The organism is Kitasatospora sp. GP30, assembly GCF_029892145.1.
Lineage (GTDB): Bacteria > Actinomycetota > Actinomycetes > Streptomycetales > Streptomycetaceae > Kitasatospora > Kitasatospora acidiphila.
On the sequence record NZ_JARZAH010000021.1, the window covers coordinates 97,729 to 117,213 of the forward strand.

A 19,485-nucleotide genomic window follows, 5' to 3' on the forward strand; every position below is an offset into this window, starting at 1 on the left:
CTAGGCAGCCGTGCGCCACCGCGCTCCGGTGAAGTGCGCCGTTGGAGCGATGACGCTCAGTGAGGAGACGGTGAGTCAGAGGACGGTCAGCGACCGCACGTCCATCCGCGCCGGGGTGCCCGGGGCCTTGCCGCAGCTCTCCGGACGGGGCGGTTCGCTGCGCCCCTGGACCACCTCGACCGACCAGGCCCGGCCGTCCCGATGCGTCACGACGACCCGCCAACCCCCGCCGTCCAGCACGTCCTGACGGACCGTCAGGGCGTCGGCCGCGTGCTCGCCGGTCAGCTCGCGCACCGCGTGCTCGGCGGCCTGGCCCGGCCGGTCCCAGCAGGAGCGCCCACGGGAGAACTGCGGCAGGGTCTGCCCGGCGGCGGTGGCGGCCAGCACCTCCTTGGCGCTGGTGTCGGTCAGCCGGCCGTAGGCGTAGCCGTAGGGCAGCACCAGCATGGTGGGGGAGAAGCGGTGCCCGCCCAGATGGGTGACCTCCCACACCTCGGTGTGCCCGGCGGCGGCCAGCTCGGCGGCCAGCGGTCGGCCGAGCAGCGCGCAGCAGCGGTCCCGTCGGCCGTTGGTGCACACCAGGGCCAGCGGACCGCCGTGGTGCGCGTCGCCGAACCCGCCGTGCTCACCGGCCCCGAGCGCGCCGAAGTCCAGCTCCAGCAGCTCCGCCGGCGAGGCCACCTCGGCCCGCCGGACCCACCCCCGGCCGGGCACCGTGTGCGCCACGATCACCTGGTGGCCGGCCGCCGGCCGATCGTCGGCATGCCGCCCCGGGCGGCGGATCAGCGCGATCCGCACCCCGCTGCCGGCCGCGGCGGCGTCCAGCGCCCGTCCCAGCTCGGAATCGAGGTGGCTCTCGGTCAGCGCCTTGGCCCCCCAGGGGCCGGACTGCTCGATCAGCAGCCAGGTGGGCGCGGTGGCCGCGGTGGCCGCCAGTGGCTCGGCCAGCTCGTTCGACAGATTCGTACAAGTGATCATCGGGGTCACCCTACCGCTGGGCGGCAGGGTGACCCATGGGTTTTCAGGCCGGTCCGGCGACGGCGGCGATCGCCTTGGCCACCGGGGTGCCCGACCCGTCCCGGCGCGGATCGCGCTCCGGCAGGGCGACCGGCGCCCCGTTGGCCGCCGCCGCCCGGGCCGGCGCCGCGCCCGCCCAGGCGAACGCCAACGAGTCCTCGCCGCGCAGGAAGCGCTGGCAGCGCACCCCGCCGGTGGCCCGGCCCTTGCGCGGGTAGAGATCGAAGGGGGTCAGCTTCCAGCTGGACTGCGCCTCGCCGGTCAGCGTCCCGGAGGCGCCGGCCACCGAGATGACCACCGCGTCGGCCGCCGGGTCCACCGCGGTGAACGAGAGCACCCGGGCCCCCTCCGCCAGCTTGATCCCGGCCATCCCGCCGGCCGGCCGGCCCTGCGGCCGCACCTGCGAGGAGGGGTAGCGCAGCAATTGGGCGTCCGTGGTGATGAAGACCAAGTCCTCCTCGCCGGTGCGCAGTTCCACCGCGCCGACCAGCTCGTCGCCGTCCTTGAGCGCGATCACCTCGAACTCGTCCTTGTTGGCGGGCCACTCCGGCACCACCCGCTTGACCACGCCCTGCACCGTGCCCAGCGCCAGACCCGGCGAGGACTCGTCCAGCGTGGTCAGCGCGATCAGCCGCTCGTCCGCGCCCAACTTGAGGAACTCGCTGAGCTGCGCTCCGCCGGCCAGCGACAGCTGGGCCTGCGGCGGCAGCGCCGGCAGGTCGATCACCGGCAGCCGCAGCACCCGCCCGGCCGAGGTCACCGCGCCGACGTCGCCCCGGGCGGTGGCCGCCACCGCGGAGACGATCACATCGTGCTTGGACCTGGTCTCGCCCTGGGTGGTCGGCTCGCCGTCCGCGGTGCGGGCCAGCAGGCCGGTGGAGGAGAGCAGCACCCGGCAGGGGTCGTCCGCCACCTCCAGCGGCACCGCCAGCGAGGCCGACGGCAGTGCCCCGGCCTCCAGCAGCACGGTGCGCCGCTCGGTGCCGAACTGCTTGGCCACCGAGGCCAGTTCACTGGAGACCACACTGCGCAGCTTGGTGTCCGAGTCCAGGATCTCGGTCAGCTCGGCGATCTCGGAGATCAGCTTGGCCTGCTCGGCCTCCAGCTCCACCCGGTCGAACCGGGTCAGCCGGCGCAGCGGGGTGTCCAGGATGTAGGCGGTCTGGATCTCCGACAGCGAGAAGCGCTCCATCAGGCGCTCCTTGGCCTGCTGCGCGTTGTCGCTGCTGCGGATCAGCGCGATGACCTCGTCGATGTCCAGCAGCGCGACCAGCAGGCCCTCGACCAGGTGCAGCCGCTCCTGCCGCTTGCGGCGGCGGAAGTCGCTGCGCCGCCGGACCACCTCGAAGCGGTGGTCGACGTAGACCTCGAGCAGTTCCTTGAGGCCCATGGTCAGCGGCTGGCCGTCGACCAGCGCCACGTTGTTGATGCCGAAGGTCTCCTCCAGCGGGGTCAGCTTGTACAACTGTTCCAGCAGCGCCTCCGGCACGAAGCCGTTCTTGACCTCGATCACCAGCCGCAGGCCGTGCTCGCGGTCCGTCAGGTCCTTGACGTCCGCGACGCCCTGCAACTTCTTGGCGTTGACCAGGTCCTTGATCTTGCCGATCACCTTCTCCGGGCCGACCGTGAACGGCAGCTCGGTGACCACGATGCCCTTGCGGCGCGCCGTCACGCTCTCGATCGAGGTGGTGGCGCGGATCTTGAAGGTGCCGCGGCCGGTCTCGTAGGCGTCGCGGATCCCGGACAGGCCCACGATCCGGCCGCCGGTGGGCAGGTCGGGACCGGGGACGAACCGCATCAGGGTTTCCAGGTCGGCGTTCGGATGCTTGATCAGGTGCCGGGCGGCGGCCACCACCTCGGAGAGGTTGTGCGGCGGCATGTTGGTCGCCATGCCGACCGCGATGCCGGTGGTGCCGTTCACCAGCAGGTTGGGGAAGGCGGCCGGCAGCACCACCGGCTCCTGCTCGGCGCCGTCGTAGTTGGGCGCGAAGTCGACCGTATCCTCGTGGATCGACTCCACCAGGGCCATCGACGCCGCGGTCAGCCGCGACTCGGTGTACCGCATCGCGGCCGGCGGGTCGTCGTTGCCCAGCGAGCCGAAGTTCCCGTGACCGTCGATCAGCGGCACCCGCATCGAGAACGGCTGCGCCATCCGCACGATCGAGTCGTAGATGGAGGCGTCCCCGTGCGGGTGAAGCCGGCCCATCACCTCGCCGACCACGCGGGCGCACTTGACGTGCGCCCGCTCCGGGCGCAGGCCCATCTCATTGGCCTGGTAGAGGATCCGGCGGTGCACCGGCTTGAGGCCGTCCCGCGCGTCCGGAAGGGCCCGCGAGTAGATCACCGAGTAGGCGTACTCCAGGTAGGAAGCTTGCATCTCGTCCACGACGTCGACGTCGAGGATCCGCTCCTCGAAGTCTCCGGCGGGCGGGGTCGGCGAACTGCGGCGGGCCATCGCGGCGGGGCTCCCTTGCGTCTGTCAGCGGCTTCTGCTTCACATGTCGTCACCGGGGTACGGCGCCCCCCATTGTGGACCCTCGCGCGGACAGTCCCCGCCAGCACGTTGCGCCCCTGGCGAACGCCCGGCGCGCGCGGACACATCCCGGCACCGTACGCGTTGCACCACAATGGGGGACTGCAGACCCCGACGTTCCCCCCGACCCCCGAACCGATGGGAAGGACCCGAGCGCATGGCCAACCCGGCCCCCGCCTCCACCGGAGGCATCGCCATCACGGAACACCGCCTGGCCAACGGCCTGCGCGTGGTGCTCTCCGAGGACCACCTGACGCCGGTAGCCGCGGTCTGCCTGTGGTACGACGTGGGCTCCCGCCACGAGGTGAAGGGTCGCACCGGGCTGGCGCACCTCTTCGAGCACCTGATGTTCCAGGGCTCCGCCAACGTCTCCAACAACGGCCACTTCGAGCTGGTCCAGGGCGCCGGCGGGTCGCTCAACGGCACCACCAGCTTCGAGCGCACCAACTACTTCGAGACCATGCCGACCCATCAGCTGGAGCTGGCGCTCTGGCTGGAGGCCGACCGGATGGGCTCGCTGCTGGCCGCGCTTGACGAGGCGTCGATGGAGAACCAGCGCGACGTCGTCAAGAACGAGCGCCGCCAGCGGTACGACAACGTGCCCTACGGCACCGCCTTCGAGAAGCTGACCGCGCTCTCGTACCCCGAGGACCACCCGTACCACCACACCCCGATCGGCTCGATGGCGGATCTGGACGCGGCCACGCTGGAGGACGCCCGCGCCTTCTTCAGCACCTACTACGCGCCGAACAACGCGGTGCTCTCGGTGGTCGGCGACATCGACCTGGAGCAGACCATCGCCTGGGTGGAGAAGTACTTCGGCAGCATTCCGGCGCACGACGGCAAGCAGCCGCCGCGCGACGGCAGCCTGCCCGAGGTGGTCGGCCGCGAGGTCCGCGAGCTGGTCGAGGAGGAGGTGCCCTCCCGCGCCCTGATGAGCGCCTACCGGCTGCCGCACGACGGCACCCGCGAGGCCGACGCCGCCGACCTGGCGCTGACCGTGCTCGGTTCCGGTGAGTCCAGCCGGATCTACAACCGCCTGGTCCGCCGCGACCGCACCGCGATCTCGGCCGGCTTCGGGCTGCTCCGGCTGGCCGGCGCCCCGTCGCTCGGCTGGCTGGACGTCAAGGCCGCCGGGGACGCCACCATCGCCCAGATCGAGCTCGCCGTGGACGAGGAGCTGGCCCGGTTCGCCGCCGAAGGCCCCAGTGCGGAGGAGCTGGAGCGGGCCCAGGCGCAGGTCGAGCGCGAGTGGCTGGACCGGCTCACCACGGTCGCCGGCCGGGCCGACGAACTCTGCCGGTTCGCCGTGCTGTTCGGCGACCCCAAGCTGGTCAACGGCGCCGTCGCCCGGGTGCTCGACGTCACCGCCGAGGAGGTCCGCGCGGTCGCCGCGGCCCGCCTGCGTCCCGACAACCGCGCGGTCCTGGTCTACGAGCCGGTCGCCGCCTCCACCGACGATGAGGAGGAGGCAGCATGAGCGCCGCCCCCACCATGACGTTCCACCCGCAGCCCAAGCCCGGCACCCCGACCCCCTGGGCGTTCCCGGCCCCGCAGCGGCTCACCCTGGCCAACGGCCTGACCGTGCTGCACTGCCACCGCCCCGGCCAGCAGCTGGTCGCCATCGAGGTGCTGATCGACGCCCCGCTGGCCGCCGAGCCCGCCGGGCGCGACGGGGTGGCCACCATCCTGGCCCGCGCCTTCAACGAGGGCACCGACACGCTCACCGCCGAGCAGTTCGCCGGCGAGCTGGAGCGGGCCGGCGCCACCATGGAGGCGCACGCCGACCACCCGTGCATCCGGGCGGTGCTGGAGGTGTCGGCCTCCCGCCTGGAGCGCGGCCTCACCCTGTTCGCCGACGCGCTGCGCTCGCCCGCGCTGCCCGCCGACGAGATCGAGCGCCTGGTGGCCAACCGGCTCGACGAGATCGTCCATGAGCAGGCCAACCCGGCCCGGCGCGCCGCCAAGGCGCTCTACGCCGAGCTGTTCCCGGCCGACGACCGGCTCTCCCGGCCGCGCTCCGGCACCGCCGAGACGGTGCAGCTGATCGACCGGGCCGCGGTCAGGGCCTTCTACGACGCCCACGTCCGCCCGTCCACGGCGACCATGGTGATCGTCGGCGACCTCGCCGGCATCGAGCTGCCCGAGCTGCTGGAGTCCACCCTGGGCCGCTGGAGCGGCGACCAGGCCGCGCCCAGCACCGTCGCCTCGGTGACCGCCGACGACCGCGGCCGGGTGATCATCGTCGACCGGCCCGGCTCGGTGCAGACCCAGCTGCTGATCGGCCGGGTCGGGCCGGACCGCCACCACCCCGCCTGGTCCGCGCAGATCCTCGGCACCTACTGCCTGGGCGGCACCCTCACGTCCCGCCTGGACCGGGTGCTGCGCGAGGAGAAGGGCTACACCTACGGCGTGCGGGCCTTCGCGCAGCCGCTGCGCTCCAACGCCGAGGGCACCGGCCAGGCCATGATGGCGATCAGCGGCTCGGTGGACACCACCTCCACCGCCCCCGCGCTCGCCGACACCTGGGCCATCCTGCGCACCCTGGCCGCCGAGGGCCTGACCGACGCCGAGCGGGAGGAGGCCGTGCAGTTCCTGGTCGGCGTCGCGCCGCTGAAGTACGAGACGGCCGGCTCGGTCGCCGCCACCCTGGCCGACCAGGTCGAGCAGCAGCTGGCGGACGACTTCCAGGCGGAGGTCTACCGGCAGCTGGCCGAGCTGGACACCGCCGCCGCCACGGCCGCCGTGGTCGCCGCCTTCCCGCCGGACCGGCTGGTCACCGTGCTGGTCGGCGACGCTTCGGTGATCGCCGAGGACGTCAAGGCGCTGGGGATCGGCGAGGTCACGGTCGTCAGCTGACACGGCGTCAAGCGGCGTCAAGCAGCGCCAAGAGGCCCGGCGAGCACGGCTCGCCGGGCCTCTTCGCATATTTCGCTTGCGCCTGCGATCGGCCTCGTCGTTTGATATCCCCGTCGCGGTGCGCGGCTGTTGTCGAGTTCAGGAGAGGAGGCGGTCACCATGCGGGTCGAGCCAGTGCGAAAGCGCTCCCCGAGGTCGTCGCGTCCCTCCCGAACCACCGCCTGAGCGCACCGCTTTCCCGATCTTCCCCGAGCCACGCCGGAAGCTTCGCGTGGCAGTCCTACGCTTGAACCATCGACCTTTGGGGGTCAGTTTCACCATGTCGTACACCGAGGTACCCGGCGCGCGGGGCCCCATCCGGATGTGGGCCGACCCGGCCACCGTCGAGGGCGCGGCGATGCAGCAGCTGCGCAACATCTCCACCCTGCCCTGGCTGCACGGCCTGGCCGTGATGCCCGACGTCCACCTGGGCAAGGGTGCCACCGTCGGCTCCGTGATCGCCATGAAGGGCGCGGTCTGCCCGGCCGCGGTCGGGGTGGACATCGGCTGCGGCATGAGCGCGGTGAAGACCTCGCTCACCGCCCGCGACCTGCCGGACGACCTGAGCCGGCTGCGCTCCCGGATCGAGCGGCTGATCCCGGTCGGCCGTGGCCTGCACGACTCGCCGCTGGACCCGGCCAAGCTGCAGGGCTTTCCGGTGGCCCAGTGGCAGCGGATGTGGTCCGGTTTCGACTCGATCACCCCGGCGGTCAAGGACCGTCAGGAGCGGGCGGCAAAGCAGCTGGGAACGCTCGGAAGTGGCAACCACTTCATCGAGTTCTGCCTCGATGACGCCGGTTCGGTCTGGCTGATGCTGCACTCCGGCTCCCGCAACATCGGCAAGGAGCTGGCGGAGCACCACATGACGGTGGCGCGCGGCCTGTCGCACAACCAGGGCATCGTCGACCGCGACCTGGCGGTGTTCCTCGCGGACACCCCGGAGATGCAGGCCTACCGCAACGACCTGTTCTGGGCGCAGAACTACGCGAAGTACAACCGGGCCATGATGATGGCGCTCTTCCAGGACGCCGTCCGCGACGAGTTCCCGCGCGCCGACGTCGCCTTCGAGCAGGTCATCAGCTGCCACCACAACTACGTCGCCGAGGAGCGGTACGACGGCGTCGACGTGCTGGTCACCCGCAAGGGCGCGATCCGGGCCGGCTCCGGCGACCTGGGCATCATTCCGGGCTCGATGGGCACCGGTTCGTACATCGTCCGCGGCCTGGGCAACCCGGCCTCCTTCAACTCCGCGTCGCACGGCGCGGGTCGGAAGATGAGCCGGACCGCGGCGAAGAAGAAGTTCACCGTCCGCGATCTGCAGGAGCAGACCCGGGGCGTGGAGTGCCGCAAGGACTCCGGCGTGGTCGACGAGATTCCGGGCGCGTACAAGTCCATCGAGAAGGTGATGGACCAGCAGCGCGACCTGGTCGAGGTGGTGGCGCACCTCAAGCAGGTGGTCTGCGTGAAGGGCTGACTGCGAACCAGCCGGAGCAGTCCTCACCCCGGAGCTTCAATGCGTGCTCGTCGGTGGCTTTCCTCGGTGCGTTCGGGGAGTAGCAGCACGGCGCCGACGAGGAAGCACGCTGCGCCGATCAGGGTTTGCGTGTTGGCTCGGTCGATGTTGTGCACCTGGCCGGTGATCGGGTTGATGTAGCCGGCCACGGCGGAGATGCCGAACGCGATGGACCCGATCAGGTTGGCCAGTGTGATCCACCAAGCCCAGGTCCGTGGGTGCCAGGCGAGCCAGCCGTGGCAGGCTTCGTACCAGGCCAGCGTGCTGGCCACCAGGAAACAGACGGAGCCGATTGCGTCAGGTCGCCACACGTGCTGGTGTGCGGCTTGGGCGGACAGGTTGTCGGCCATGGCGAGCCCGGTGCTGATGTTGAAGTAGACGGTTCCGACGAGTTGCACTGCGGTGGACCACCAGTCGATCCGGCCGGGCTGGTAGGTGAAGAAGCGCCGGCGGTGGGGGTTCAGTGCCGGCGAGGCGGCGTCGATCGTCTCGCGGTAGCAGAAGAACGAGGCCGAGGTGAAGAACAGGGAGCCGATGAAGTAGGTGATGGCGTCTCCGCGGGCTCCCACGGCGTCGGCATAGCCCGGTATCGACCCGAGTGCGAACAGCAGTGATCCGATGGCGAACAGGACTGCGATCCACCAACCACGGGAGGTGGGAGCCCACCAGGTTGATCCGGCGGGCGGCTCCTGGTGCTTGCGGTGGTGGCGCGATTCCAGGCGGACGACCGCCCCTTCGGGGCCCACGCGGTCGACGAACGTCGCCAGGGCCCTCCGACGTGGGCGGTGGCCGCTGCGGCTCCGTCCGGCCGCCCTGCCGGCTCGGCTCATCGTCCCTCCTGGTGCTGGTGCGGAGCCTTCCGCTGCCGGCCGTGTCGGACGGCACTCACGACGACCCTGATCGCGACGCCGAGGATGACGAGGTCGGTGATCATCTGCGCGGTGACCACCAGCCGTGCGGTCTCGGACTTCGCGGTGATGTCGCCGAAGCCGACGGTGGAGAACACGGTGACGGTGAAGTACAGGCCGTCGGTGTGCGACAGGTGCCCGCCGAAGTTCCCGGGGGACAGCCCGGCCAGGGCCACGTAGGTGCCGGCGAACAGCAGCAGGAAGAACGGAACGCTGATGGCCAGTGCCTCGACCGCGGACACGACCGGGAACGGTGACCGGGTGATCTGGCGCACCTGGAAGACGATCAGCACGATGAAGGCCGCAAGCCCCGTGACCAGCGTCGTGACGGTAGCCGCAAGGGAGGAGCGGTCCAGCGGCAGCGCGTAGTACAGAGCCGTCAGCGCGGCGACCGACCCCACCACCCGCAGCACGATCCGGGTGACCTGACGGGGCGAGAGCCGGTTCCTGGGCCGGATGCCGTGTTCTGCGCGGGTGCTGCCGCTCATGAGGCCGGCCCCTCGAAGCCCCGCTGGTTCAGCTGCTGGAGTTGGAGCGCCCGATGCTTCGTTGGGCGTCTTCATGCTCCCTCCCTCCCGGCAACGTCCACCTGGAGCTCGGAGACCTGCGCGAGCAGCGGCTGGAGTCACGGTGCCCGGCGATCATGCGGCGGGGGCACCGCCGACCGTTCCCATCGTCCCCCGTGCCGGCCCTGCTCGCGAGTGCCGGAAGGCCCTCCACCGGACGTGCTCCACCGCCTGGCCGGTGGACGCGGCCAGGATGCGTGAGGCGCTTCGTGGTGATAGGCGTGGAATCGGATCTGATGAACCGAAGCAGCACCCGTCAGCCGTGTGGGAGCGGCTATGCCCAGGACGGCAGTGAAGGGCAGCAGTCCGTTCACAGGGGAAAGGCCGTGAGTGGGCTGCAGAAGGTGTTCGAGCTTCACCCCGAGGGGCTCAACTGGCCGCGAGCGGTGGTTTTCCTGGACATCGCGCTGGTTCCACCGCCACGCTCGCGACCATCCTGAACGCTAGATGCTCCCCAAGGGGTGCGGTGCGGTCGGCGGATGCGGCGTGATCTGGTGCCGTGTCCGCCGCCGCGCGTCCGGCGGGCCCGGGAGCGGATCGTCGGGTCAGGCCTCGGGATCTGATCAGTCCTGGCGGCGCAGCAGCATGGTGACGAAGCCGAAGGTGCCGCGGTAGCCGTGCAGCCAGCCGTGGCGGTGCTCGTCGGCGAGGCGGGCGGCGTCGGCGGCGAGCGGGTCGGACGGGTTGTCGAGGGCCCACTCGGCGAGGGAGCCGGTCCAAGCCCACTCGTAGTCGTCGAGTTCGGCCTGGGTGCTCTGGTGGCCGGCGACCGGGACCCAGCCGTCGGCCATGACCTTGTCGACCAGGGTGGGGAGGTCGTCGAAGTCCTCGCGGGTGGCCTCGAATCCGTCCAGGGCGGCCTGGTCGGGCTCGCGCTGCCAGTAGCCCTCGCCGATCAGCACCCGCCCGCCCGGGGCGAGGTGGCGGCGGGCGGCGGTGAGGGTGGGGAGCAGGCCGTCGAAGGCATGCGTGGAGCCGACGCAGAACACCAGGTCGTAGGGGTGCGCGGCGGTGAAATCGGCGGCCGGCTGGTGGTGCAGGCCGAGGCGGCGGTCCACGCCGAGCCGTTCGGCGCTGTGGCGGGCGGTGGTGAGGCCGCCGGCGTTGATGTCCACCCCGTCGGCGGTGACGTCGGGGTGCGCGGCCAGTGCGCGGAGCAGCCAGGCGCCCTCGCCGCAGCCGAGATCCAGGATGCGCTCCTGGCCGGTCGCCACCGCGCGCCCCAGCAGGGCGGCGACCGAGTCGTCGCTCAGCGGTGCGCAGATCGGGTGGTGGGCGTGGGTGAATCCGGAGAGACGTGCGCGATCATTGGAATCCATCGCTCCACCATGGCACTTGAGGCCTGACCGGAGAACCGAATTTGCTGGTGGTGGCGTCCCTGGGGTGGAACGGGCTGGCACCATGAGGGTTCGTCAGGCTATCGCACGGGGGATGAAAGGAGGCCGGGTTGTCGATCGAACTGCCCGACGACTTGGTCTGGGTGATGAACCTGATCGGCCTCAACTGGCCGGAGATCGACGAGGACGAGTTGCGCGAGTGGGGCAACCACGTCCGCGACTACGCCAAGGGCGTCCAGGAGGCCCACGACGACACCCACTCGGTGGTCCAGAACCTCGGGGCGGTCTACCAAGGCGACTCGTACGAGGCGATGGTGGCGCGCTGGGCGCTGGCCTCGAACGGCCACATGAAGGTGCTGATCGACCACTGCGGGCTGCTGGCCGACGCGTTGGACGTCGCGGCCGACGCGGTGGTGGTCGCCAAGGGGTCGGTGATCGCCGAACTCATCTCGATGACCGTGGAGTTCGCGGCCGAGCAGGCCGCGGCGATCGCCACCGCGGGCCTCGCGGAGGCGGCCAACGCGGCGATCATCGAGGGCGGCAAGCTGCTGGTCAACGGGATCCTGCAGCAGATCGAGCAGGAGATCATCGGCAACCTGGTCTCGACCGCGATCGAGCCCTTCCAGGCGGCGATCGCGCAGGCGGTCTCCGGGCTGGTCTTCCACGGCGTGCAGGCGGCGCTGGGTCCGGCGGCCACCGACGGGGCGATTCTCGGTGAGGGGAACGCGGCATGAGCAAGGGATTCCAGGCCCACCCGGAGCACCTGGGGAACGCCGCGGAGCAGGTGCACGGGCATGCCGACCGGGTGGCCGGCCACGCCAGCAACCTCGACGAGGCCACCCGGGGGCGACTGCTGGGCAAGGGCAAGTACGGCCAGCTGGTGCAGAAGGCGGTCCGGCCGATCATGGACTCGATGGTCGGTGACATGTCGAAGGCGATGGAGGGCGGCCACCGGTCGATCGCGCAGGGCCTGGAGGTCACCAAGAAGAACCTGGACGACGCGGAGGAGCGGATCCGCCGCAGCCTGCGCCGCCCGCCCGCGGGCGAGAAGGACCCGATCAGGATCAAGTCCGGGCAGACGGTGCTGGGCGATGACGGGATGCGCGACCAGTACCAGAAGCGGGTCGCCACCAGGATCGACGGCCTCGACAAGCAGGGGCACGGTGTCGGCCGCCATCTGAAGGCGAACGACGACCAGTTGAAGGACCGGCTCGGCACCCCGGTGATGGGCGGCCCCGCCAACAACCAGACGCCGATGTTCGATCCCAACGGCTATGTGATCTCCAAGGACAAGATCGATCCGCTGCACGGCCCGGACGCCAGGAAGAAGCTCTCCCCGCCGGACCTCTACATGGACGCCGACCAGAAGCCCGGCCAGCCGCCGCGCAGGCACAAGTGCGACAAGTACTCGACGGCCTTCAACGACCAGGAGGGCTTCATGTACGCCGACGAGTACGCCCGCGGCCGGATCCCGCAGACCCCGCCGCACGTCGTGGAGTTCTCACCGCAGGACGCCTGGGGGCCGGGCGACCACACGGGCCGGTTCCGCGGCTACTACATCGATCCCAAGCAGCCGCTGGACGCGGCCGGCAATGTGCAGTACCGACCGGTCGACTTCACGGACGCTACGATCAAGGCCATCTACCACCCGGACGGGAACGGCGGGTTCAAACTGCATACGATGTTCCCGGAACCGGTCGACCTGCACAATCCGTCCCGTTGAGTCGAGGAGTACATCGTGGCAGTGGCCGACTGGGACGGCAGTGACATCCCCGGCTGGGCGTCGAGCGAGCAGTTGCGGCGGTTCTACCGGAACTGCTTCCACCCGGAGATCATCGACGACCTCTACCAGGCCCGCGACTGGGCCCGGGAGGACCAGGACTTCGCCGAGCGACTGCGGCGCAGCCTGGACTACCTGATCGAGCGGCGGCCGGCCGACTCGGCGGCCTGGCTCAGGCTGACCGGCTACTACTTCCTCACCGAGGACGAGCTGTACGGGTTCCTGGACGATCTGCGGGACTACGTGTTCGGCGACCGCCCCGACCACCCGATCGCGCCCAGCCCCTGACCAGGACGGAGTTATCCAGACCGATGCCCCTTCGTGACGAGCTGCCGCCCCGCTGCGGCCCCTGGGCCACCCGCTTCGACTCGGAAGAGGCGCTGGTGGTGGCCGACGACGTGCTGCGGGCGGCGGCGCTCAAGGACCACGACCTGGCGCCGATCGTGCCGTTCCGGCAGCTGTACGGCCCCGCGTCGGCCGGGACCAGCTGGGCCACCGGGTTCGGCATCGACCCGCAGGCGCCGTACGGGCCCGGCGGTGAGGTCGGCTATGTGCACGCCGACTTCTCCGACGGGTTCGTCTACAGCGTCTACCGTCCGACCGCGGAGCTGCGGCCCGGCGGGCCGGGGCCGGAGCGCGGCGGCGACCTGCTGCTGACCGACGCCTACCCCTACCCCGGCGGCGCGATCGACCCGGTCACCGTGCCGCTGGCCGAACTGGGCCTGGACGCACCGGGCGTGGACCACCGCTTCGTGCGGTTCTGCGCGGGGTGGCTCGGGGTGGAGGCGGCCGACGACCTGGGCGAGCTGCGGGAGACCTTCGCCGCGGCCTGGCCGGACTACCGGGAGACCATCCGGGCCGGCCTGATCCACGTCGTCCGCAGCCGCCCCCTGACGGTCGCTCAGTGGTACGGGCTCACCTACATCGCGTTCCCGGACGTCGAGGAGCTGACGGCGTACCTGGCCCAGGTCTACGCCTACCTCTACGACGGCTTCGACGCGATGCCGGTGGCGCCGAACTGAGCTCAACCGACGTGCTGAGCCGCCCTCAGCTCGCGCGACGCCATGCCGAGCCGCCGGTAGAGGCGGATGGCGGCCGGGTTGTCCGCGTGCACCATCAGGGCGGCGCGGCCGTTGGCGCGGAGCAGCGCGTCGAGGACCAGGCGGCAGGCGGCTTCCGCGTGTCCGCGCCCGCGCCCGTACTCCGGGTGGGCGGCGACGCCGGCCATGAAGCCGGTGGTCGGGGAGCTCCAGGCCTCGCAGGCCACGGCGGTCAGCCGGCCCGCCTCGTCACGCACGCCCGCCCAGCGGGTGGCGCCGGGGCGCAGCGGGTGGGCGAAGGAGTCGGGCATCGCCAGGTCCAGCAGCTCGGCGGCCTCGGAGTACTCGCCCGGGGTCAGCCAGTGCGCGGCGGGCCGGGTGGCGAGTGAGTCGCCGGTCACGTCCATCCACAGGAACGGGGGGATCGGGCGCAGTTCGGGGAGCAGGTCGATCAGTTGCTCGATCAGCGCGCGGTCGCCCATCGGCCGGTAGCTGGTGCCCAGTTCGGCGAAGACGTGGCGGATCAGGACGGCCAGCGGTTCGCCGGGGCCGTGCACCGCCAGCCGGTCGCGGCCGGAGAGGTCGGGGGAGGCGACGGCGTTCGCGCCGTCCAGGGTCCAGACCCGCACGCCGGGGGCGAAGCCCTGGGTCGCCCAGTCCAGAATGGCGTCGTCGGTGGTCAAGTCGCGTGCTTCGGATATCAGTTCGGGCATCCGAGCATGATCGCAAAACGGCGCGGCGGTCCGGTAGTGGATTTCGCGCGGCGGCGGCCCGGGCAGTGGGCCGCCGCCGCGGTCACGGGCTCAGGCCGCGGGCAGCTCGTCCAGGCCCTGCTCGACCATCTTCGCCAGCCGGTCCAGCGCCGCGTCGGCCTCGGGGGCGTCGGAGGCCAGCACGACCTCCTCGCCGCCCTCGGCGCCGAGCGCCAGCAGGCCCAGCATCGAGGCCGCGTTGACCGGGGTGCCGCCGGCCTTGGCGATGGTGACGGGCACGCCCACGGCGGCGGCCGCCCGGACGAAGACGGAGGCGGGACGGGCGTGCAGGCCCTCGGGCCAACCGATGGTGACGCGGCGCTCAGCCATGATGACGTGCCTTTCCGATGGTGCAGGTTGCGACAGCGTTGTCTAGACCATTCTGGCATGGCGTCCCGGAAGCGCGTCCCACCCCGTCGGGCCGGCACCACGGGAGCAGGTCGCCGCCCCGCCGGATAGCCTGGCGGTTGTGGAGCACTCCGCCGCTGACCAGGCCCTCGGCTACCCCCCGTACTGGGAGGCCGACATCCTGCTGCGCGACGGCGGTACGGCACGGATCAGGCCGATCGTGCCCGCGGACGCCCAGCGGCTGGTCGACTTCTACGCCCAGGTCTCCGACGAGTCGAAGTACTTCCGGTTCTTCGCCCCCTACCCGCGGCTCTCCGAGAAGGACGTGCGGCGCTTCACCCAGCACGACTTCGTCAACCGGGTCGCCCTGGCCGTGGTGGTCCGCGACAGGTTCATCGCCACCGTGCGCTATGACCGGATCGACGAGACCGGGCGCCCCTGCGACACCGGCACCGACGCCGAGGTGGCCTTCCTGGTCCAGGACGCCCACCAGGGCCGGGGCGTCGCGTCGGTCCTGCTGGAGCACATCGCCGCGGTCGCCCAGGAGCGCGGGATCCGCCGGTTCGTCGCCGAGGTGCTGCCCGAGAACCGCAGGATGACCAAGGTCTTCACCGACGCCGGCTACGTCCAGAAGCGCAGCTTCGCGGACGGCGTGGTGCACCTGGAGTTCGACCTGGAACCCACCGCCGCCTCGCTCGCCGTGATGCGGGCCCGCGAGCACCGGGCCGAGGCGCGATCGGTGCAGCGGCTGCTGACGCCCCGTTCGGTCGCAGTGATCGGGGTCTCCAGGGACGAGCACTCGGTGGGCCGGACGCTGCTGCGATCGGTACTGGCCAGCGGGTACGCCGGGCCGGTGTACGCCGTCAACAGCCGGGCGCCGGGCGGCACCGAGCTGGAGGGCGTGCCGCTGCACCGCTCGGTGGCCGAGCTCACCGGGCCGGTGGACCTCGCCCTGGTCGCGGTGCCGGACGAGGTGGTCCCCGGGGTGGTCGCCGAGTGCGGCGCGCACGGCGTGCAGGGCCTGGTGGTGGTCACCGCGGGCTACGCCGAGACCGGGGCGGCCGGGCGCGACCGGCAGCGGGCCCTGGTGCGCCAGGCCCGGGCCGCCGGGATGCGAGTGATCGGCCCGAACGCCTTCGGGCTGCTCACCACCTCGCCGGAGCATCCGCTCAACGCCTCGCTGGCACCCCGGCTGCCGCAGACCGGCCCGTTCGGGATCTTCTGCCAGTCCGGGGCGATCGGCGTGGCGCTGCTGGAGGCGGCGCACCAGCGCGGGCTCGGCGTCTCGTCCTTCGCCTCGGTCGGGAACCGGGCCGATGTCTCCGGCAACGACCTGTTGCAGTACTGGGAGGAGGACCCGGCCACCGAGGTGGTGCTGCTCTACCTGGAGTCCTTCGGCAACCCGCGCAAGTTCACCCGGATCGCCCGGCGCCTCGCCACCACCAAGCCGGTGGTGGTGGTCAAGGGCGCCCGGCACACCGGCTCGCTGCCGCCCGGCCACGCGGTGCCGCCGGCCACCAGCGGGCTGAGCGACGCCACCGTGGACACGCTGTTCCAGCAGGCCGGGGTGATCCGGGTGGCGACCATCACCGAGCTGCTGGACACCGGCGAACTGCTGGCCGGCCGGCCGCTGCCCGCCGGGCCCCGGGTCGCGGTGGTCGGCAACTCCGACTCGCTCGGCCTGCTCACCTACGACAGCTGCCTCAGCGCCGGACTGCGCCCGCACCCGCCGGTGGACCTGACCACCGCCGCGACCGGCGAGCACTTCCGGGTGGCGCTGGAGACCGCGCTCAGCGACGGCTCGGTGGACGCGGTGATCGCGGTGGCCATCCCGCCGATCGCCGGCCCCAGCCTGGCGCTGCGCGAGGAGCCGATGCTCGCGGCCGACGACCCGGCACTCGGCGAGGGCCTGCTGCACGCCGCCGACAGCGCGCGCCGGGTCGGCAAGCCGCTGCTCCTCATCCACCTGGCGCTCGGCGAGCTCTCCGGGGTGCTGCGGGCCGCCAAGCACCCCGTGCCCGCCTACCCAGCCCCCGAACGCGCCGTGCGCGCCCTCGCGCACGCCGTGCGCTACGGCTCCTGGCGACGCCTCGCGGAGACTGCCGAGCAGACCGCCCGGGTACCCGAGTTCGACCGGATCGACGCCCCCGCCGCCCGCGCCCTGGTCGAGGCCGCGCTGGCCACCAGCACTGCGGCGGCGGCCGCCACCCAGCCCGGCGGCGCCCGGTTCACCCTGTCCGACGAGCAGACCGCCGAGTTGCTCGACAAGTACGGCATCGACGTCCTGCGCGCCCTGCCCGCGGTGACCGAGGAGGAGGCGGTCCGGGCAGCCGACCGGCTCGGCTACCCGGTCGCGCTCAAGGCCACCGCCACCCATCTGCGGCACCGCCCCGACCTCGGCGGCGTCCGGCTGGAGCTGACCGACGAGGACGGCCTGCGCCGCGCCCACCGGGAGCTGGCCGAACTGCTCGGCGGCGCCGCGCGGGCCGAGCTGGTGGTGCAGCGGATGGCCGCCCGCGGGGTGGACACCGTGATCAGCGCCACGGTCGACCCGGCGGTCGGCGCGATCCTGGCCTTCGGCCTGGCCGGCGCCCCGGCCGAACTGCTCGGCGATGTGGCGCACCGGCTGATCCCGGCGACCGACCAGGACGTGGCCGGCCTGGTCCGCGAGGTCCGGGCGGCACCGCTGCTGTTCGGCTGGCGGGGCGCCGCCCCGGTGGACACCGCCGCCCTGGAGGAGGTGCTGCTGCGGGTCTCCCAACTGGTCGACGACCTGCCGGAAGTGGCCTCGGTGGAGCTGGAGCCGGTGGTGGTGGCACCGCACGGACTGGCCGTGCTGGGCGCCGCGGTGCGGGTGGCGCCATTGCCGTCGCGGACCGATCTGGGCCCGCGGAGCATGAGCACGCTGTAACCTTCCTGGGTTGCGCCCGCTTCGGGAACTCCCGCCCGGGGCGGTACGGCGCAGTCCAGCCCGCCGGGTCGGCGGGGCATGCCAGGATGGAGTTATGGCGAAGACCGGTACCACCACCACGCAGGACCTGCGTTCCGCGATCGAGCGCAGTGGCTACTACCCGGCGCTGGTGTCCGAGGCCGTGGAGTCCGCGGTGGGCCCCGAGCCGATCAGCTCCTACCTGGTCCACCAGGAGACCACCTTCGACGCCAACGAGGTCCGCCGGCACGTCACCGTGCTGGTGCTCACCCCGAGCAGGTTCGTGGTCAGCCACACCGACGAGCAGGCCGCCGACGCGACCAGCCCGGTGCCGTACGCGACCACCTCGACCGAGAGCGTCCGGCTGGACCGGATCGGCTCGGTGGTGCTGAGCCGGATGGTGGCCAACCCGGAGACGTACTCCCCGGGCCGGCTGCCGCGCGAGGTGGTGCTCACCATCGGCTGGGGCGCGGTGCAGCGGATCGACCTGGAGCCGGCCGGCTGCTCGGACCCGAACTGCGAGGCCGACCACGGCTACACCGGCTCGGCCACGGCTGACGACCTGTCACTCCGGGTCAGCGAAGCCGGGGACGGCCCGGAGACGGTGGCCCAGGCCCTGGTCTTCGCCCGGGCGCTGTCCGAGGCCACCATCAGCAGGGCCTGAGGCGTGTCGCAGTACTTCCACAGCCCCGATCCGTACGACCTGCTGGACGTGGCCGGCGCGCCCGCGCCCGGCTACGGCACCGGTTCGCTCAGCGACCTGCTGCCCTCGGTGGCGGCGGGCCTGGGTGTGCCCGGCTTCACCGCGACCCTGCCCCTCGAACCCGCCGACCGGGTCTGCGTCTTCCTGGTCGACGGCCTCGGCTGGGAGCTGATCCGCCGCCACCCCGAGTGGGCGCCGTTCCTGACCGGGCTGCTGGACAGCTCGCTGGGCGGCACCGGGCGGCCGCTCACCGCCGGCTTCCCGTCCACCACGGCCACCTCGCTGGCCTCGGTGGGCACCGGCCTGCCGCCGGGGCTGCACGGCCTGGCCGGCTACACCGTGGCGATCCCCGGCCGGAACCAGCTGATGAACCAGCTGCGCTGGCAGCCCCCGGTGGACCCGCACAGCTGGCAGCCCTACCCGACCGTCTTCGAGCGGGTGCACGCGGCCGGCGTCGCCGCCAGCCAGGTCTCCTCGCCGCTGTTCGCGCAGACCCCGCTGACCCGGGTGGCGCTGTCCGGCGGCGACTTCCTCGGCCGCACCACCGGTGAGGAGCGGATGGACCTGGCGGCCCGTCAACTCGCCTCCTCCGACCGGGCGTTGGTCTATACCTACGTCAGCGAACTGGATGCGATGGGCCACCGCTACGGGGTCGACTCGGACGAGTGGCGGCTGATGCTGAACACCGTCGACCGGCTGGCCCGGCGGCTGGCCGAGCAGCTGCCGCCCCGCTCCGCGCTCTACGTCACCGCCGACCACGGCATGATCGACATCGCGCCCGAGGACCGGATCGACTTCGATGACGACTGGGAGCTCGGCGCCGGCGTAGCGCTGCTGGGCGGCGAGGCCCGGGCCCGGCACGTCTACGCGGTGCCCGGTGCGGCGGCCGACGTCCACGCGGTCTGGCGCGAGGTGCTCGGCGACCGGATGTGGGTGGCCACCCGGGACCAGGCGATCGAGGCCGGCTGGTTCGGGCCCGCGGTCGACGACCGGGTCTACCACCGGATCGGCGACGTGGTCGCCGCCGCCCGGGACGACATCGCGATCATCGCCTCCCGCAGCGAGCCGGGGGAGTCGGCGATGACCGGCCTGCACGGCTCGATGACCCCGGTGGAGCAGCTCGTGCCGCTGCTCGAAGTCCGCCCCTGAGACCCCTGCTCC

Annotated in this window: 17 protein-coding genes; 10 read left to right on the plus strand and 7 right to left on the minus strand. The window is 72.1% G+C overall.

All coding sequences use genetic code 11. The features are described 5' to 3' along the window. Positions 1-75 precede the first annotated feature (75 nt). A complete protein-coding gene (locus P3T35_RS25550) occupies positions 76-978 on the minus strand; it encodes a sucrase ferredoxin (RefSeq protein WP_101385307.1) in 903 nt (300 codons plus the stop codon). A gap of 43 nt (positions 979-1,021) precedes the next feature. After that, entirely contained in the window at positions 1,022-3,472 is a 2,451-nt protein-coding gene (locus P3T35_RS25555; RefSeq protein WP_101382453.1) for a DNA topoisomerase IV subunit A, read from the minus strand. Between the two features lie 235 nt (positions 3,473-3,707). Here P3T35_RS25555 and P3T35_RS25560 point away from each other — a divergent pair, with 235 nt between their 5' ends. The 3 genes from P3T35_RS25560 to P3T35_RS25570 all read left to right on the plus strand — a co-directional run bounded on the left by P3T35_RS25560 (position 3,708) and on the right by P3T35_RS25570 (position 7,922). Then, positions 3,708-5,030 carry a pitrilysin family protein gene (locus P3T35_RS25560; protein ID WP_101382454.1) on the plus strand — a complete coding sequence of 441 codons (1,323 nt, stop codon included), beginning with the start codon at positions 3,708-3,710 and terminating at the stop codon, positions 5,028-5,030. Next, positions 5,027-6,409 (plus strand): pitrilysin family protein, encoded by a 1,383-nt coding sequence (locus tag P3T35_RS25565; RefSeq protein WP_101382455.1) that lies wholly within the window; start codon positions 5,027-5,029, stop codon positions 6,407-6,409. The genes P3T35_RS25560 and P3T35_RS25565 overlap by 4 nt, the downstream gene beginning before the upstream one ends. Before the next feature lie 319 nt (positions 6,410-6,728). Further along, entirely contained in the window at positions 6,729-7,922 is a 1,194-nt protein-coding gene (locus P3T35_RS25570; RefSeq protein WP_101382456.1) for an RtcB family protein, read from the plus strand. A gap of 23 nt (positions 7,923-7,945) precedes the next feature. Here the strand turns inward: P3T35_RS25570 and P3T35_RS25575 are convergent, their stop codons facing one another. The 3 genes from P3T35_RS25575 to P3T35_RS25585 all read right to left on the minus strand — a co-directional run bounded on the left by P3T35_RS25575 (position 7,946) and on the right by P3T35_RS25585 (position 10,754). Then, positions 7,946-8,530, minus strand: a complete 585-nt coding sequence (locus P3T35_RS25575) for a hypothetical protein (RefSeq protein WP_218976708.1) — start codon at positions 8,528-8,530, stop codon at positions 7,946-7,948. Positions 8,531-8,787: 257 nt separating this feature from the next. Then, complete coding sequence (locus P3T35_RS25580) at positions 8,788-9,357, minus strand: potassium channel family protein (protein ID WP_180356595.1); 570 nt, start codon at positions 9,355-9,357, stop codon at positions 8,788-8,790. A 641-nt stretch (positions 9,358-9,998) separates the two neighbouring features. Then, positions 9,999-10,754, minus strand: coding sequence for a class I SAM-dependent methyltransferase (locus P3T35_RS25585; protein ID WP_101382459.1), 756 nt, complete (start codon positions 10,752-10,754; stop codon positions 9,999-10,001). Positions 10,755-10,882: 128 nt separating this feature from the next. Here P3T35_RS25585 and P3T35_RS25590 point away from each other — a divergent pair, with 128 nt between their 5' ends. The 4 genes from P3T35_RS25590 to P3T35_RS25605 are packed head-to-tail and all read left to right on the plus strand — an operon-like array spanning position 10,883 to position 13,574. After that, a complete protein-coding gene (locus P3T35_RS25590; RefSeq protein ID WP_101382460.1) occupies positions 10,883-11,506 on the plus strand; it encodes a hypothetical protein in 624 nt (207 codons plus the stop codon). Then, positions 11,503-12,495 (plus strand): hypothetical protein, encoded by a 993-nt coding sequence (locus tag P3T35_RS25595; RefSeq protein ID WP_101382461.1) that lies wholly within the window; start codon positions 11,503-11,505, stop codon positions 12,493-12,495. The genes P3T35_RS25590 and P3T35_RS25595 overlap by 4 nt, the downstream gene beginning before the upstream one ends. Positions 12,496-12,510: 15 nt before the next feature. Beyond that, a complete protein-coding gene (locus P3T35_RS25600; protein WP_143676907.1) occupies positions 12,511-12,840 on the plus strand; it encodes a hypothetical protein in 330 nt (109 codons plus the stop codon). Between the two features lie 23 nt (positions 12,841-12,863). Then, positions 12,864-13,574, plus strand: a complete 711-nt coding sequence (locus P3T35_RS25605) for a hypothetical protein (protein WP_101382463.1) — start codon at positions 12,864-12,866, stop codon at positions 13,572-13,574. 2 nt (positions 13,575-13,576) lie between these two features. Here P3T35_RS25605 and P3T35_RS25610 read toward each other — a convergent pair whose 3' ends face one another. Both P3T35_RS25610 and P3T35_RS25615 read right to left on the minus strand, forming a co-directional pair. Continuing rightward, on the minus strand, positions 13,577-14,305 hold the full coding sequence (locus P3T35_RS25610) for a GNAT family N-acetyltransferase (RefSeq protein WP_101382464.1): 729 nt from the start codon (positions 14,303-14,305) through the stop codon (positions 13,577-13,579). Between the two features lie 90 nt (positions 14,306-14,395). Further along, the gene (locus tag P3T35_RS25615) at positions 14,396-14,674 is read right to left on the minus strand and encodes an HPr family phosphocarrier protein (protein WP_101382465.1); all 279 of its coding nucleotides are present in this window, start codon (positions 14,672-14,674) and stop codon (positions 14,396-14,398) included. A gap of 139 nt (positions 14,675-14,813) precedes the next feature. Between P3T35_RS25615 and P3T35_RS25620 the strand changes: the two genes are divergently transcribed. The 3 genes from P3T35_RS25620 (at position 14,814) to P3T35_RS25630 (ending at position 19,473) form a co-directional block, all read left to right on the plus strand. Next, positions 14,814-17,603, plus strand: a complete 2,790-nt coding sequence (locus P3T35_RS25620; protein WP_101382466.1) for a GNAT family N-acetyltransferase — start codon at positions 14,814-14,816, stop codon at positions 17,601-17,603. Positions 17,604-17,697: 94 nt separating this feature from the next. Continuing rightward, positions 17,698-18,285 carry a DUF5998 family protein gene (locus tag P3T35_RS25625; RefSeq protein WP_101382467.1) on the plus strand — a complete coding sequence of 196 codons (588 nt, stop codon included), beginning with the start codon at positions 17,698-17,700 and terminating at the stop codon, positions 18,283-18,285. 3 nt (positions 18,286-18,288) lie between these two features. Continuing rightward, positions 18,289-19,473, plus strand: coding sequence for a nucleotide pyrophosphatase/phosphodiesterase family protein (locus P3T35_RS25630; RefSeq protein ID WP_101382468.1), 1,185 nt, complete (start codon positions 18,289-18,291; stop codon positions 19,471-19,473). Positions 19,474-19,485: the final 12 nt, after the last annotated feature.

What these genes read in the sequence shown, in the direction of transcription:
- P3T35_RS25595 (WP_101382461.1), top strand. Translation starts at nt 11,503, where the DNA reads ATGAGCAAGGGATTCCAGGCCCACCCGGAGCACCTGGGGAACGCCGCG.
- P3T35_RS25560 (WP_101382454.1), top strand. Translation starts at nt 3,708, where the DNA reads ATGGCCAACCCGGCCCCCGCCTCCACCGGAGGCATCGCCATCACGGAA.
- P3T35_RS25550 (WP_101385307.1), bottom strand. Translation starts at nt 978, where the DNA reads ATGATCACTTGTACGAATCTGTCGAACGAGCTGGCCGAGCCACTGGCG.
- P3T35_RS25580 (WP_180356595.1), bottom strand. Translation starts at nt 9,357, where the DNA reads ATGAGCGGCAGCACCCGCGCAGAACACGGCATCCGGCCCAGGAACCGG.
- P3T35_RS25610 (WP_101382464.1), bottom strand. Translation starts at nt 14,305, where the DNA reads ATGCCCGAACTGATATCCGAAGCACGCGACTTGACCACCGACGACGCC.
- P3T35_RS25625 (WP_101382467.1), top strand. Translation starts at nt 17,698, where the DNA reads ATGGCGAAGACCGGTACCACCACCACGCAGGACCTGCGTTCCGCGATC.
- P3T35_RS25605 (WP_101382463.1), top strand. Translation starts at nt 12,864, where the DNA reads ATGCCCCTTCGTGACGAGCTGCCGCCCCGCTGCGGCCCCTGGGCCACC.
- P3T35_RS25615 (WP_101382465.1), bottom strand. Translation starts at nt 14,674, where the DNA reads ATGGCTGAGCGCCGCGTCACCATCGGTTGGCCCGAGGGCCTGCACGCC.
- P3T35_RS25585 (WP_101382459.1), bottom strand. Translation starts at nt 10,754, where the DNA reads ATGGATTCCAATGATCGCGCACGTCTCTCCGGATTCACCCACGCCCAC.
- P3T35_RS25565 (WP_101382455.1), top strand. Translation starts at nt 5,027, where the DNA reads ATGAGCGCCGCCCCCACCATGACGTTCCACCCGCAGCCCAAGCCCGGC.
- P3T35_RS25570 (WP_101382456.1), top strand. Translation starts at nt 6,729, where the DNA reads ATGTCGTACACCGAGGTACCCGGCGCGCGGGGCCCCATCCGGATGTGG.
- P3T35_RS25555 (WP_101382453.1), bottom strand. Translation starts at nt 3,472, where the DNA reads ATGGCCCGCCGCAGTTCGCCGACCCCGCCCGCCGGAGACTTCGAGGAG.